Below are 14,288 nucleotides of genomic sequence, written 5' to 3'. Positions count from 1 at the left end.
ACGGGAGTCGGCCTCGGCGCGCGCGCTCGTCAGACGGTGCCATCGGACTGCCGCGAGAAGGCCGGATGCCGGCGCCGCGCGGCCCAGCCGAGCGCCACGCAGGCGGCCAGCGAGAGGGCCGCGTAGCCGCTCCAGTAGAGCGACTTGCTCGCGAGCCGCGCATAGTATTCGCCGCCGAGCGTGCCACCCAGCAGCGAGCCGAGCAGCGCGGTCAGGCCAAGCATGCCGAACACGGTGCCGGCGTACTGGCGCGGGATCGAACGGTTGGCCGTCACATCGATGGTCGGGTCGATGATCATCTCGCCGATCGTATAGACGGCGATCATCAGGCCGAACCACAGCGGCCCACGCAGGCCGGCGAAGCCGGCGAAACTCGCGCCCACGATCGCGAAGCCCGCCGCCAGCATCGCGTGCGCGGACCAGCGCCGCGCGAGCCACTGAGTGAGCGGCAACTGCAGCGCGATGATGACCACTGCGTTGATCGTGAAGATCAGGCCCGAGGCGGCCGTCCCGTACTGCTGGTTCGCGTGCAGCGGCAGCGTCAGCTCGAGCTGCATGTAGATCGCGTAGAACACCACGTTGACCAGCGACATCGCGAGAAAGCCGCGGCTTCGCAGGATCTCGCGCACCGCCGCGCCGAACGAATACGTCGGCGCGGCCGGCCGTGACCGGGCCGATTCCGGCCGCGAACGCGTCGCGCCGCGCGCCGCGACGACGAAAAACGTCAGCACCATCGCCTGGATCGCCGCCGCGGCGAGGAAGATCATCGTCGGCGAGAGGCGCATCAGCACGCCGCCGAGGATGCCGCCGGCCGCCACGCCGAGATTGTTGAAGACGTTGCGCGTGGCATAGGCGAAGTGGAGCTGGTCGTCGGTCACGACCTTGGCCAGTACCGATTTCGAGGCCGGGATGAAGAGCGCGGCACTGCCGCCCAGCAGTGCCGCGCTGACCAGCAGCCCGACGTCGTGCGTGAACAGCGCGAGCCCGAGATAGGACGCGATCCGCAACACGTTGCCGAGCACGATTGCGACGAATTCGCCGTGGCGGTCGGCCAGGTAGCCGCCATAGAGGATCAGCCCGCGCTGGCAGGCCGATTTGACGGTCAGCACGATGCCGGCGAACGCGACGCTCAGGCCAATGTCCTTGACCACATAGACGGCCAGGTACGGGATCACCATGAAGCTGCCGGCATTGATCAGCAGTTGGAATAACAAGATCAGCCGCGCGACGGGCGGCAGCGCGAGGATCCGGGACAGCGTGGACATGGAAGGACTCCGGGATTCGAGGGCTAGGCGGCCGGGCTCGCAGCCATCAGCGTCAGGCGGTGGATTTGCCCACGCACGTGAAACACCTCCGGACCACGCTGCATCGACAGGCTGCGTGCCGCGCGCTCGACCAGCGTGTCGTCGACGCGGTCGGGTGCGGGCCAGTGCAGCACCAGGCGATTCACGCCGGGCACCAGCGCATCGGCGGGAATCATCGTTTCGGCACGGCTCCAGGCGGTGCTGACGGCAAGCGTGCCGACCGTGCGTCCGTTGACGCTGACCAGGCAGCGGGCCGGCCCGTACAAGCCGCGCGGGGCCCGGATCACGGAGCGCAGCACGGCGCCGGCACGGCCGTCCGAGATCACGGCGAAGTCCGATTCGCCGCCAACGGCCTGGTAGTAGCCCGGGTTCTCGTGAAACGGGCGAAGCGCCGCGTGGTGCCGTGCCGCGTGCTGCGGCTGCAACAGGTCCTGCGTGGTGCCGGGCCGCAGATAGGCGTCGAACAGCTGCGCATGCCAGGCTTCGCGCACGCCGGTCTCGCCGTGGCGCGCCAGCGCCTGAACCATCGCCGACTTCAACTCGTGGTCAGCCAGGTGCGGGTTGAGCTTGAAGCCCATGTAGCGCTCCACTTGCGCGATGTCGAGATCGTCGAATGCCTGGTGCGTCCAGCGCGGCTGCAGGCAAGTCTCGAACGCGAGGAACGAGCGGTACCAGCGCCTGACGTCGTCGGGCGCCGTGTCGATCGCCGAGTCGACCCAGTGCGCGACGATCTCGCCCGATTGCCCCCAGTTCGCGTTGTGGATCGCCGCGAGAAACATGGCGCTGGCCCGGGCGCGCGCCGACAGCGCATAGGCCGGCTTGTCGTCGGCCTTGTCGGCGCCAGGCTTGCCGCAGCCGAGCGCGGCCACCACGGCCGCCGCCGCATGCCGCGCGAGCGTATCGATACCGAGTTCGGTCAGGTGGCAGTAATCGAGGAAGTGCTCGCGGCCCGGCAGCGCCCCCTCTTCGGCGATGCGCTGTGGCAGATCCACGACGGCGATGCCGGCCGCAGCGGCGTGCCGGCGCAGGGCGTCGATCGAGCGCGTGTGCATGCCGGGCGCCTGCGGCACGGGCAGGATCGCCGCCATGTCGCGTGCCTTTTCGAGCCAGGGCCGCGCGGCCGGCGCGCCCTGTGCGTGCAGCAGCGCCTGTGCCTTCAGCCACAGGCTGTGCGAGGCATGGCCGCCGTCGAGCCCAAGCATTGCGTCGGCCGCGCGTTCGAGGCGCGTATCGTCGCCGGCCTCGCGGGCCGCCTCGGCCTCGGCGCGCAGCGCCTCCCATTGCGCGAGCGCCGGCCCCGACAACAGGGGCGGCGCCTGCGTGAAGCCGGGCTTCCAGTCGCGCAGGTTGAATTCGGGGATCGCGAGCACCAGCTTCGCGCCGGTACTCGTGCCGATCCGCGCGAGCGTGCCGACGAGCCGGGCGGCGAAGCCTTCCAGCGCTTGCTCGAGCGTCGCGACGAGGCCCGCGATCCCGTCGGCGCGCAGCGCTGACGACAGGCCCACCAGATCGACGTAGCCGAAGATGTCGCCGGCCGACAGCCAGTTGTTACCGGCGAACAGCACCAGTGCGTCGGGCTGCAGCAGCTCGGCGGAGAGCGTCGAGATCTCGACGCTCTCCGTGAAGCTCATGTTGGTGCGCGCCAGGTCGAGCACCTGCACCGAGGATGCGGAGAGTCGCTCCAGGTGCTTGTGCAGCACGCCGGCGGGCGTCAGGTAGGGGTCGTAGAGGAAGCCGCGTCCGGCCGACTCGCCGACGAACACCACGCGCCGCGCCGCGCCGTCCAACTCGAAGTGCTCCAGGTCCGCCCAGGTGCGCCAGTTGCCCTGCGCGTCCTTGATGCGCTCGAAACGCTGCGGATGATCGGCGACGCGCCGCCAGCAGCCGATCGTGTCGCCGGCCTCGGCCGGCTTCGATACGGCAAGCCCGGCGGGCGGCTTCGTCGTGGTGGCAGCCGGAAGGGCAGTGGCTTCGCCGAGCACCAGCGACTTGACGAGGTCGATGATCTCGGGTGCGTCTCGATTATCACCAATTAGTTGTGCCAAACGAATTAGGGTGGGAGATGTCATCGGCTACTCGCCTCCTAGATGAAACTGTAGACGTTGTGGGCGATGCCCGACGAGACCAGCGGGGCGGTGTCGCCGAAGCGCTTCAGCCAGATTTCGGGCACTTCGTCGCGATCGATCAGCGCGTCCTCCACCACCAGGCAGTCGATCGCCGAGCGCAGGAAGCAGATCAGCGCGTCCTCGACGGTGCGCACGATTGGCTCGTCCTTCAGGTTGAACGAGGTGTTGAGCAGCAGCGGGCAGCCGGTGCGCTGGTGAAACGCCTCGATCAGCCGCGCGTAACGCGGGCTGACCGCCTCGTCCACGGTCTGCACGCGTGCAGAGCCGTCGACGTGCGTGATCGAGGGCAGCTCGAGCGGCGAGCGCGTCTGGCAGGTCTCCAGCATGAATGGCGACGGATAGGCCAGATCGAAGTGGCTCGACGCGTGCGCCTTCAGCACCGACGGCGCGAACGGGCGGAAGCCCTCGCGCTTCTTGACGGCCCGGTTGATTCGCTCCCGCATGTCGGGTACGCGCGGATCGGCGAGGATCGAGCGCGCGCCTAGCGCACGCGGGCCGAACTCCATCGCGCCCTGCACCCACCCGATCACCTTGCCCGCAGCGAGCCGTTCGGCGACGGCATCGACCAGCGCGGCCTCGTCACCGGTGAATGATTGCCAGCGTGCGGGCGAGTTCTCCAGCAGACGGCTCACCTCGGCGCTCTCGTTGGCGCTGCCGAGATAGACGTGACGCAGCTCTCCCAGGCCCGGCGCCTCGCCCGTCAGCAGCACGTGCCCGAGCGCGGCCGCACCGAATGCGCAGCCGGAATCGTTGGAGGCCGGTTGCACGAACAGGTTGCGGAACGGCCCCTCGCGGTGGATCCGCCCGTTGGCGACGCAGTTGAGCGCCACGCCGCCCGCCATGCAGAGGTTCTCGGACGGCACCAGCGCGTGCAGATAACGGACCTTCTCGAGCAGCAGTTCCTCCAGCACCAGTTGCAGGCTGCGCGCCACGTCGTAGTGGAAGCTGTCGAGCGTCGCGCCGCGCTGGCGCGCCGGGCGGCCGAACAACGCCTCCAGCGCGGGGCTGTACATCACATCCTCGCCGATGAAGGCGAAATATTGCAGGTTGAGCTCGAAGCTGCCGCCCTCGCTGCACCTCACCAACTGCCGCATCGGCTCGGTCAGCGTCGGCTTGCCGTACGGGGCGAGGCCCATCACCTTGTATTCGCCCTCGTTGACCTCGAAGCCGAGATAGGCGGTGATGGTGCTGTAGAGCAGGCCGATCGAATGCGGAAAATCGACTTGCCCCAGCAGATCGAGACGGCTGCCTCGACCCTGCGCGAACGACATCGTGTTCCACTCGCCGACGCCGTCGACGGTCAGCACCGCCGCGTCGTCGAAGCCGGCGTAGTAATAACTGCTGGCCGCGTGCGAGCGGTGGTGTTCGAAGCACTCGACGCGGCCCTCGAAGCCGAGCACCTCGCGAATGTCGCGCATGACGATGGCCGGATCGACCTGGCGGCGAAACGACAGGTTCGGCCGCGCGTGCAGATGCGGCAGGCTCATCGCCAGTTGCCGTTCGAGCTTGCGGTGCGGGTTCTCGTAATAGGCGATGCAGTCGATATCGACGATATCGAGGCCGGCGGCATCGAGGCAGTGGCGCAGCGCGTGCCGCGGGATCGACGGATCGTGCTTGAGTCGCGTGAAGCGCTCTTCCTCGGCCGCGGCGACGAGCTTGCCGTCGACCAGCAGACAACAGGCCGCGTCGTGATAGTGAGCCGATATGCCGATAACGTTCATCTAGCGTTCCTGGTGAAGGCGGGCGTGAGCGCGGCTCATTCCGCGCGCGGCTCGGTGGCGAGCACGCCGAGCTGGATGAACAGCTCGCGTACCGTGTAGATGGAACTGATCGCGTACGGGTAGCCGGCGAACAGCGAGTTCTGTTCCAGCGCGGCGAAGATCTCATCGGGCGTCCAGCCCACCTCGAGCGCGGCCTTCGCATGGAACTGGATCAGCCCCGAATACGCGTTGATCGCCGCCAGCGTGGTCAACGTGATCAGCGTGCGCAGCTTGATCGATAGCCGCTCGTCGCCGAAGTAGTCGCCGTAGGACTCGACGTTGATGTCGTGATAACGCGGCGACACCTCGCGCAGCTTGTTCAGCACGAGGTCACCATTGTCGGGTTCCAGGGCCTTGATGGCAGCCAACCCCAACTTGTACCGCTCACTCCACGCCGATCTGTCAATCATGAATCACTCCCGTTGGTTGTCGATTGAGACTCGATTTCAAGGTGTCACGAATAGCCGGATTCGAGGTTCGGCACCTGCGTTCCGAAGGCCGTCAGGGTTCTCGCCACCTCCTTGCGCAGCACGTTGAGCAAGGTCAGCTTCGAGATCTGGACGGCGAGCCAGAGCACGATCACGCCGAGCAGATAGCTGAGCGGAATCGACACGAACGGGTTCGGGAAGCGCTCGCGCATGCTGAGCGCGACGATCGCGATCAGTGGCGTGGCCAGCAGCACGATCAGCAGCAGCTGGTAGAACAGGATCTTGCCGTGCATCGCCTTCTTCATCGAGTAATGCCAGACCCGATGCTTCTCGTCGGCCGTGCAGGCGCGTAATTCAGGTATCGAACGGTAGTTGAAGTAAATCATGCTCGCATTTTGAATTTCAGCGTGAAATAAATCGGGTGAATTGAAGCAAATTTTGCTCCAATTGGAGCTGGCAATTGCACTTCTTAAATGCCAAGGTTGCGATGAAGGTTAATCGATTGCTTACGAATCAATTAAATCGGCTCAATATCACAAAATGCGAACTGGCCGCGATCATGGCACAGCGTGGACCAGTAGCGGCTTCGTAAGCGACGCTACCCGCGAGCCACCGCTGGTGGTGGAGCACCGCCGTCCAGACGCCGAATTCGCGGAGACCCTCCGGCGGCTTCGGCAGGCATGCGACGCGGATACAACTGAGCACTCGCGCGTCGTCGGTCGTCAGCACCCAACCGCACTGCAATGGTGCGCCGGATGCTTAATCAGGTAATGCTGAACTGTTTATTGATCTTCAGCCGCTTTTCAAAACTATATTCACCAAGATTGTGCATTAATTGACTGAGATTAGTTTAGCAGCAAATTCCGATAGGCGTAAATGCAAAATTAAACGGTTGGTATAAATTTATGGATTTAAGCCGATACCAGTAAATATCAAAATGAAACGCCGCACCGGCACGCGAGAGCCGGTGTGGCGCCGAGGCGAAGGGGGCGGGAGGTTCGGCAGAGGAGCACACGCCGCGAGACCGCGGCGTGCGCATGAAGGCGTTCAGTTCGCGGCCAGATCGAGATGGAAGAAACGGTTGAAGCCCGTGGAGGTGTAGTCGCCGAAGCGTTCGCCCTTGATGAAGCCGTGGCGCTGGTACAGCGTCACGGCGGCCTCGAACGCATCGCCTGAACCGGTCTCCAGGCTCACACGCGTATAGCCGCGCTCGCGTGCAAGATCGAGTAGGTGCGTGAGCAGTCGGGAGGCCACGCCGCGGCGCAGGTGCGCCGGATAGGTGCGCATGGACTTGATTTCACCGCGGGTGGGCGAGAGTTCGCGCAGTGCGCCGCAGCCGAGCAAGGTGTCGTCCTCCCAGGCGGTGAAGAACGCGATGTCCGGCCGCTTGAGGCCGGATAGGTCGAGCGCGAACACGCTGTCCGGCGGAGAGTTCGCATGCATGCCCTGCAGGTGCAGACGCAGAAGATCCTTGACCTGCGGATGTTGGAAGTCGGCTGGTTTGATGATCATGGAAAGAGTCCCGTCGTCTTTCGGCAGTAGAGGGGCGCCGCGCAGAGGATGCCGCGCGGCGGGCAGATGTACGGTGCGTATCGGAGCTCGGGCGCGGCGTCAGTATCGCATTCACCAAAATGGCTGGGCAGCCATGGTCATTCTGTTTTCGCGCCGGCCATTGCGCGTCGGTTCGATTCATTTTCCTCGGTAAGGATGCTTGACCTGAGCTGAATCGTGTAGCCAAACGGCACGTGAGTTTCCGTGCTGCTTTCTGCTGCGGACAACTTTTCTGATAACCCACACGTACAAAGGTACAGTGCTGCATGGTCAAGAAAACATCTCCCGAACAGCGGCGCGAACTGGGCGCCTTTCTCACCAGCCGGCGTGCGCGACTGCAGCCGAAGGACTTCGGCCTCCCGGATGGCCCGCGCCGCACGCCCGGCTTGAGGCGGGAGGAAGTCGCCGTCCTGGCCGGCGTCAGTGTCAGTTGGTACACCTGGCTGGAGCAGGGGCGCGATATTCAGCCGTCGGTCGATGCGCTGGAGCGCATCGCCAAGGTCATGAAACTCGATCGCGTGGAGTCGTCCCACCTGTTCGCGCTGTCGACGCGGGAGGCGCCGACCGCCGCGTCGTCCGGCGAGACGGAAGTGAGCGCCGGGCTCGAACAGCTGGTGCGCGCCATCAATCCGATCCCCGCCTATGTCCGAAACGCGCGCCTCGACATCCTCGCGTGGAACGACGCGATTGCCGACTTGTTCGTCGATTACGGCTCGTTGAAGCCGCACGAGCGCAACACCTTGCGCTTGCTCTTTCTCTATCGGCCGTATCGCACCTTGATTCTCGACTGGGAGCAGATGGCGCGCGGCATGATTTCGGCGTTCCGAGCCGCGCGTGCCCGTGCCACGGACAAGGCCCCGTTCGACGAACTCGTCGAGGAACTGTCCGTCGAGAGCGCGGAGTTTCAGGATTGGTGGAAGGACATCGACGTGAAGGGCTTCGACGAAGGCAGCAAACGGCTTCAGCATCCGACCGCCGGGCATATTTCGTTCACCTACGTCGCCTTGACGCCGGAGGGGCGGCCGGACCTCTCGCTGGTGACGTATATCCCCAAGATCGCTGCCTATGACCGGCAGTCATAGGATTACAGGACGCCTTCTTCGCTGAATCGAGACTCCCTACACTGACCTTCATCGCAGCACTGAACGCTGCTCAATCAAAGGTCATGGAGGTCGTCGATGTCAGTCCCCGCCACGCTGTCGAACCCGCAAGCAGCCGCTGTCGCCGTTTCCCGCAATCCCGCCACCGGCGAATGGATTGAAAGCTACCCGTTCCAGACGCCGAGCGACGTCGAACGCATTCTCGACGAGAGCGCGGCAGCGTTTCGCCTCTGGCGTGCCACCCCGATGCGCGAACGCGTGGCCGCCTACGGCCGTCTGGCGGCCGAGTTGCGAGGCAGGACCGACACGCTCGCCGCCCTGATCACGGCCGAGATGGGCAAGACGCTCGCCGCCGCCCACGCGGAAATCGAAAAGTGTGCGAGCACCCTCGACTGGATCGCCCAGAACGGCCCGGCGATCCTCGCGGACGAACCGGTCGACGTCGATGGCGACGATCAGGTCCACGTGTCCTATCTGCCGGTCGGCACGATCCTGGCCGTGATGCCCTGGAACTTCCCGTTCTGGCAGGTGATTCGCGCATCGGGGCCGATCATGCTGTCCGGCAACGGCTTCCTGCTCAAGCACGCGCCGAACGTGATGGGCTGCGCGTATGCGCTCCAGGCGGCATACGAGGCGGCCGGCTTCCCGAAAGGCCTGTTCGCCAACCTGAACACCGACAACGACACGGTGGCCCGCGCAATCCGGGACGACCGGATCGCGGCCGTCACGCTGACCGGCAGCATGCGCGCCGGCGCCGCCGTGGCCGCCACCGCGGGGCAGGCCCTGAAGAAGAGCCTGCTCGAACTGGGCGGCTCGGACGCGTTCATCGTGTTGGCCGACGCGAACCTCGACCTGGCCGTGAAGGCCGCCATCGAGGCCCGCTTCCAGAACGCCGGGCAAGTGTGTCTGGCGGCCAAGCGCTTCATCCTTGAAAAGCCGATTGCCGAGGCATTCACGCGCAAGTTCGTGGAGGCCGCGAAGCGATTGATCGTCGGCGATCCGCTCAACCCGGACAGCGCGATCGGCCCGATGGCCCGCGCGGATCTCCGCGACGAACTGCATGGCCAGGTCGAGCGGACGATCGCCGCCGGCGCGACGCTCCTGCTCGGCGGCACCAAGCTGGACGGTGCCGGCAACTTCTACGCGCCCACCGTGCTGGCGAACGTGATGCCCGGGATGGCCGCGTTCGACGAGGAGACGTTCGGCCCCGTGGCTGCCATCACCGTGGCCGAGAACGTGGAGCACGCGATCGAGCTGGCCAATACGAGCGACTACGGGCTGGGCGGCAACCTGTGGACGCAGGACGTCGCACGCGCCCAGCGCATCGCGCGTCGTCTGGAAACGGGCGGGGTGTTCATCAACGGCTTCTCCGCGTCGAACGCCCGGATTCCGGTCGGCGGCGTGAAGAAGAGCGGGTATGGCCGCGAGCTGTCGCATTTCGGCCTGCGCGAGTTCACCAATGCCCAGGCCGTCTGGGCCAAGACCGTGAACTGAGCGCATCGCTCGACAACCCAACCCTGAACCTTGAAACCGAAGAGAGCCCACATCATGTCCCATTCCACCACCAGCCCCGTCTTGCAACCGGTGACGATCGGCGGCCTGTCGCTCAAGAACCGCATCGTGATGGCGCCGATGACACGCAGCCGCTCGGACGACGCGGGCGTGCCGCCCGACTATGCCGCCGACTACTACGCGCAACGCGCCAATGCCGGTTTGATCATCACCGAAGCGACCAATATCTCGGCGCAGGCGCGCGGCTATCCGCGCACCCCCGGCATCTGGACGGAACCCCAGATTGCCGGCTGGAAGCGCGTGACCGATGCCGTGCATCGCCAGGACGGGAAAATCTTCCTGCAGCTGTGGCACACGGGGCGCATGTCCCACCCCGACATGCACGATGGCGGCCTGCCGGTGGCGCCGTCGGCCATCAAGCCGGCGGGCCAGATCCGCGTGCATGACGGCATGAAGGATTTCGTGACGCCGCGCGCGCTCGAAACGAGCGAGATTGCGCCGATCGTGGACGATTACCGGCGCGCCGCGGAAAACGCCAAGCGGGCGGGCTTCGACGGCGTGGAAGTGCATGCGGCGAACAACTATCTGCTGGAGCAGTTCATTCGAGACAGCACCAATCACCGCACCGACGCGTACGGCGGCTCGCTCGAAAACCGCCTGCGCTTTCCGCTCGACGTGGTGCGCGCCGTGGTCGACGTATGGGGCGCGGAACGGGTTGGCATCCGCATCTCGCCCGTCACGACCGCGCCCGGCGATACGCCGCTCGACAGCAACTCGGCCGACACCTTCGGGGCCTTCGTCGATGCCCTGTCGCAGCTTGGTTTGCTCTACATCCACGATATCGAAGGCGTCACGCAACTGAGCCGCGAGGCCTCCGACGGCATGAGCTTCACCGCGTTGCGCAAGCGCTTCAAGGGCGCCTACATCGCCAACAACCAGTACACGCTGAACCTGGCGGAAACCACGCTGGCAGCGGGCGATGCGGATCTGTTCAGCATCGGCCGGCCGTTCATCGCGAATCCGGATCTGGTTGGCCGGCTTGCCAGTGGGGCGCCGCTCGCGGAAGCACCGAAGCAGTACTGGTATGGCGGCGACGCGACCGGCTATTCGGACTGGCCCGCGATGAAGGCTTGAACGCGATACCGAACACTTTTTTACCTCGTAGTGACTTTTCCTTAAGGAGTCTGAATCATGTTTTCGATGAACCGATTTGCATCCGGTGTTGCACTCGCGGCCGCGTTGACGGCAAGCCACGCGGCTGTCGCGGAACCCGTCAAGAACGTCGTGCTCGTTCACGGCTTCTTCGCCGATGGTTCCGGCTGGCAGGGCGTCGCGGATATCCTGACGCGCGACGGCTTCAAGGTCTCGGTCGTGCAGCAGCCGGAAACCTCGTTCGAGGACGACGTGAAGGCGGCCCGCAATGCGATCGACGCGACGGATGGGCCGAGCATCGTGGTGGGGCACAGCTATGGCGGCATGGTGATCACGCAGGCGGGGGACGATCCGAAGGTCGCGGGGCTGGTGTACGTGGCCGCGTTCGAACCGGACGTCGGCGAAACCTTGCGCGACCTCGCCGAGAAGATGCCGCCTGCCACCAAGGGCATCAAGCTCACGAAGGACGGCCATCTGTACTTCGACCAAGCCAGCTTTGCGGCCGATTTCGCGGCCGGCGTTCCGCCCGCGGCCGCCAGCTTCATGGCGATCTCGCAGGTCCTTCCCGCGGTGCAGACCGCCAATGCCCCGGTGACGCAAGCCGCGTGGAAGTCGAAGCCGAGCTGGGCCGTGGTCTCCAAGGAGGACCGGACGGTCAATCCCGACCTGGAGCGATTCATGGCGCAGCGCGCGGGCAGCACGGTGACGGAAATCCATGGCGGTCACGTGGCGTTTATCGCGCATCCCGCGCAAGTCGCGAACGTCATCGAGCAGGCGGCGCGCGACGCGGGTCGCGCACGGTAAGCCGAGGAAAACCGGTCGGCGTCGTTCGAGAAAGTTGTAGACGACTGGTCTAATCGTGGCTATAGTGGCCGACATGGAACACCCACGGTTGGCTTGTGAAGCGATCGTGCACGTGCGTCGTTGCTTGTGCCGGCACGGCAGGAACAGCGAGCACGCTTTTTTTTACATTGAAACTAGACGACTGGTCTACTTAATGACGCAGTCGTTTTTGACAGGAGCAGCGAAATGAAAGTGCTGATGGTTTTGACCTCTCACGACGAACTGGGCAACACCGGCAAGAAGACGGGCTTCTGGCTCGAGGAACTGGCCGCGCCTTACTACGCATTCAAGGACGCCGGCGCGGAAATCGTCCTGGCGTCGCCGAAGGGCGGTCAGCCTCCGCTGGACCCGAAAAGCAATGAGCCGGCCTTTCAAACCGAGCTGACCCATCGCTTCGAGGCCGATGCCACCGCCAACGCGCAACTCGCCGCCACCGTGCGTCTGAGCAGCGTGTCCGAGTCGGACTTCGACACGGTGTTTTATCCCGGCGGCCACGGCCCGCTGTGGGACCTCGCCGAGGACGCCCATTCCATCGCATTGATCGAGGCGTTCCTCGCCGCCAACAAACCGGTGGCGCTGGTCTGCCATGCGCCGGGTGTGCTGCGTGACGTCAAGTCGCCGGACGGACGCCCCGTCGTCGCAGGCCTGCAGGTGACGGGCTTCACCAACACCGAGGAAGACGGCGTCGGGCTGACCGATGTGGTGCCGTTCCTGGTGGAAGACATGTTGAAGGCCAACGGCGGCGTGTATTCGAAGGGCGCGGATTGGGGCTCGTACGTGGTGGCGGACGGCCTGCTGATTACCGGCCAGAACCCTGCGTCGTCCGCCGAGGCCGCCGCTCGCCTGATGGCGGAACTCGCGCGCTGAACGCAGGCGCAAGCCAACCCAACCGAAACCCGGAGAACCCCATGTCCACCACCACGCAAGTCAATCGGTCCCACGCCATGTTCGATGGCCCCTACACCCTGAGCATCGCAGGCAGGCAGGTTGCCGCGACCTCGTTTTTCGATGTCATGAATCCCGCCACCGGCGCGGTCCTGGCGCGAGCGCCGGCTGCCACGCCGGAGCACATGGAAGAGGCCATCGCCGCAGCGAAAACCGCTTTCAAGACGTGGTCCGCCTTGCGCTACGAGGAGCGGCAGGCTTACCTGAACGCGTATGCCGACGCGCTGGAGGCGCATCGCGACGAGCTGGCGCGCCTGCTCACGCAGGAACAGGGCAAGCCGCTCGCGACGATGGCCGAACCCGAGGTCGATCAGTCGATTTCGTGGATTCGCCAGATCGCGGCGCGCCGGATTCCGGTCGAGATCGTCGAGGAGACCGATACGCACGTCGTCGAACTCCATCACACGCCGCTTGGCGTGATCGGCGCGATCACGCCGTGGAATTTCCCGGTCCTGCTGGCGTTGTGGAAGGTGGCGCCGGCACTGATCACGGGCAACACGATGGTGATCAAGCCGTCGCCGTTCACGCCGCTGTCGACGCTGCGTTTCGGCGAGATCGCGCAGACGGTATTGCCGGCCGGCGTGCTCTCCGTCGTGTCCGGCGGCAACGAGCTGGGGCCGCAACTGACGGGCCACGCCGACATCGCGAAAATCAGCTTCACCGGATCGACGGAAACCGGCAAGCACGTGCTGCGTTCCGCCGCCGGCACCATCAAGCGCGTGACGCTGGAGCTGGGCGGCAACGACGCGGCCATCGTGCTGCCCGATGCCGACTATCGCTCGATCATCCCGCAACTGTTCTGGGGCGCCGTCGGCAATTCCGGCCAGTGGTGCGTCGGCATCAAGCGGCTCTACGTCCACAGTTCGTTCCATGCCGATTTCGTCGCGGCGTTCGTCGAGTATGCGAAGCAGCAGAAGATGGGCGACGGGCTCGATCCCGCCGTGACGGTCGGCCCGGTTCAAAACAAGATGCAGTTCGACAAGGTGAAGACCTTCCTCGACGACATCAAGGCCAACGGCCAGAAGGTGGTGCTCGGCGGCGAAGTCGATGCGTCGCGGCCCGGCTACTTCATCCCCGTGACGGTGGTCGACAACCCGCCTGAAACCTCGCGCATCGTTCAGGAGGAGCAATTCGGGCCGATCGTGCCGATCATCGCCTACGACGACGTGGACGACGTGGTCGAGCGCGCCAACAACAGCCCGTATGGGCTCGGCGGATCGGTCTGGGGGCGCGACACCCGCGCGGCCGCGGCGGTGGCCCATCGCCTCGAGACCGGCATGGTGTGGGTCAACGAAATTCACACGCAGGGCGTCGACATTCCGTTCGGTGGGCAGAAGCAGTCGGGCCTGGGCACGGAACACGGCAGCGAAGGGCGTTTGCTGTTCACGAATCCGAAAACCGTCCTGATTCGCAAGTGAGGGCCGCCATGAGCGCTTGCGTCGTGATGATCCGGGAGCGAGTGAACGACCCCGGTGCCGCGTAAGCCGAGCCGCGATTGAACCGCATGAAGCAGTGGTCGCGACCCGGGGCGGGCCGCGACCGATCACGATGATCGATTGAATTTGAG

At 65.3% G+C, this 14,288-nt stretch carries 12 protein-coding genes; 6 read left to right on the top strand and 6 right to left on the bottom strand.

Going from position 1 to position 14,288, the window contains the following annotated elements; translation table 11 throughout:
- Positions 1 to 29 precede the first annotated feature (29 nt).
- The 6 genes from AB4851_RS04785 to AB4851_RS04760 form a co-directional block, all read right to left on the bottom strand.
- A complete protein-coding gene (locus AB4851_RS04785; protein ID WP_414448654.1) occupies positions 30 to 1,265 on the bottom strand; it encodes an MFS transporter in 1,236 nt (411 codons plus the stop codon).
- A 23-nt stretch (positions 1,266 to 1,288) separates the two neighbouring features.
- Positions 1,289 to 3,373, bottom strand: a complete 2,085-nt coding sequence (locus AB4851_RS04780) for a hypothetical protein (RefSeq protein ID WP_414448653.1) — start codon at positions 3,371 to 3,373, stop codon at positions 1,289 to 1,291.
- Between the two features lie 14 nt (positions 3,374 to 3,387).
- Positions 3,388 to 5,151 carry a carbamoyltransferase gene (locus AB4851_RS04775; RefSeq protein WP_414448652.1) on the bottom strand — a complete coding sequence of 588 codons (1,764 nt, stop codon included), beginning with the start codon at positions 5,149 to 5,151 and terminating at the stop codon, positions 3,388 to 3,390.
- Between the two features lie 35 nt (positions 5,152 to 5,186).
- Positions 5,187 to 5,600 carry a carboxymuconolactone decarboxylase family protein gene (locus AB4851_RS04770; protein ID WP_414440713.1) on the bottom strand — a complete coding sequence of 138 codons (414 nt, stop codon included), beginning with the start codon at positions 5,598 to 5,600 and terminating at the stop codon, positions 5,187 to 5,189.
- Between the two features lie 44 nt (positions 5,601 to 5,644).
- Positions 5,645 to 6,004 (bottom strand): hypothetical protein, encoded by a 360-nt coding sequence (locus tag AB4851_RS04765; protein ID WP_414440714.1) that lies wholly within the window; start codon positions 6,002 to 6,004, stop codon positions 5,645 to 5,647.
- Positions 6,005 to 6,665: 661 nt separating this feature from the next.
- The gene (locus AB4851_RS04760; RefSeq protein ID WP_414448651.1) at positions 6,666 to 7,130 is read right to left on the bottom strand and encodes a GNAT family N-acetyltransferase; all 465 of its coding nucleotides are present in this window, start codon (positions 7,128 to 7,130) and stop codon (positions 6,666 to 6,668) included.
- 305 nt (positions 7,131 to 7,435) lie between these two features.
- Between AB4851_RS04760 and AB4851_RS04755 the strand changes: the two genes are divergently transcribed.
- The 6 genes from AB4851_RS04755 to AB4851_RS04730 all read left to right on the top strand — a co-directional run bounded on the left by AB4851_RS04755 (position 7,436) and on the right by AB4851_RS04730 (position 14,139).
- A complete protein-coding gene (locus AB4851_RS04755) occupies positions 7,436 to 8,251 on the top strand; it encodes a helix-turn-helix transcriptional regulator (protein ID WP_414448650.1) in 816 nt (271 codons plus the stop codon).
- Between the two features lie 96 nt (positions 8,252 to 8,347).
- Complete coding sequence (locus tag AB4851_RS04750) at positions 8,348 to 9,763, top strand: NAD-dependent succinate-semialdehyde dehydrogenase (RefSeq protein WP_414448649.1); 1,416 nt, start codon at positions 8,348 to 8,350, stop codon at positions 9,761 to 9,763.
- Positions 9,764 to 9,817: 54 nt separating this feature from the next.
- On the top strand, positions 9,818 to 10,915 hold the full coding sequence (locus AB4851_RS04745; RefSeq protein ID WP_414448648.1) for an alkene reductase: 1,098 nt from the start codon (positions 9,818 to 9,820) through the stop codon (positions 10,913 to 10,915).
- Between the two features lie 66 nt (positions 10,916 to 10,981).
- Entirely contained in the window at positions 10,982 to 11,737 is a 756-nt protein-coding gene (locus tag AB4851_RS04740) for an alpha/beta fold hydrolase (protein ID WP_414442041.1), read from the top strand.
- A 225-nt stretch (positions 11,738 to 11,962) separates the two neighbouring features.
- On the top strand, positions 11,963 to 12,643 hold the full coding sequence (locus tag AB4851_RS04735; RefSeq protein WP_414448647.1) for a type 1 glutamine amidotransferase domain-containing protein: 681 nt from the start codon (positions 11,963 to 11,965) through the stop codon (positions 12,641 to 12,643).
- A 41-nt stretch (positions 12,644 to 12,684) separates the two neighbouring features.
- Complete coding sequence (locus AB4851_RS04730) at positions 12,685 to 14,139, top strand: aldehyde dehydrogenase family protein (protein ID WP_414448646.1); 1,455 nt, start codon at positions 12,685 to 12,687, stop codon at positions 14,137 to 14,139.
- Positions 14,140 to 14,288 lie beyond the last annotated feature (149 nt).

This window comes from Burkholderia sp. 22PA0099 (genome assembly GCF_047497165.1).
Lineage (GTDB): Bacteria > Pseudomonadota > Gammaproteobacteria > Burkholderiales > Burkholderiaceae > Burkholderia.
This window is presented reverse-complemented; position numbering and strand designations above follow the sequence as displayed.

Bases quoted from the DNA above. Each gene is read 5' to 3' on its own strand.
- AB4851_RS04775 (WP_414448652.1), bottom strand. From the start codon at position 5,151: ATGAACGTTATCGGCATATCGGCTCACTATCACGACGCGGCCTGTTGT.
- AB4851_RS04745 (WP_414448648.1), top strand. From the start codon at position 9,818: ATGTCCCATTCCACCACCAGCCCCGTCTTGCAACCGGTGACGATCGGC.
- AB4851_RS04765 (WP_414440714.1), bottom strand. From the start codon at position 6,004: ATGATTTACTTCAACTACCGTTCGATACCTGAATTACGCGCCTGCACG.
- AB4851_RS04760 (WP_414448651.1), bottom strand. From the start codon at position 7,130: ATGATCATCAAACCAGCCGACTTCCAACATCCGCAGGTCAAGGATCTT.
- AB4851_RS04785 (WP_414448654.1), bottom strand. From the start codon at position 1,265: ATGTCCACGCTGTCCCGGATCCTCGCGCTGCCGCCCGTCGCGCGGCTG.
- AB4851_RS04770 (WP_414440713.1), bottom strand. From the start codon at position 5,600: ATGATTGACAGATCGGCGTGGAGTGAGCGGTACAAGTTGGGGTTGGCT.
- AB4851_RS04780 (WP_414448653.1), bottom strand. From the start codon at position 3,373: ATGACATCTCCCACCCTAATTCGTTTGGCACAACTAATTGGTGATAAT.
- AB4851_RS04750 (WP_414448649.1), top strand. From the start codon at position 8,348: ATGTCAGTCCCCGCCACGCTGTCGAACCCGCAAGCAGCCGCTGTCGCC.
- AB4851_RS04755 (WP_414448650.1), top strand. From the start codon at position 7,436: ATGGTCAAGAAAACATCTCCCGAACAGCGGCGCGAACTGGGCGCCTTT.
- AB4851_RS04735 (WP_414448647.1), top strand. From the start codon at position 11,963: ATGAAAGTGCTGATGGTTTTGACCTCTCACGACGAACTGGGCAACACC.
- AB4851_RS04730 (WP_414448646.1), top strand. From the start codon at position 12,685: ATGTCCACCACCACGCAAGTCAATCGGTCCCACGCCATGTTCGATGGC.
- AB4851_RS04740 (WP_414442041.1), top strand. From the start codon at position 10,982: ATGAACCGATTTGCATCCGGTGTTGCACTCGCGGCCGCGTTGACGGCA.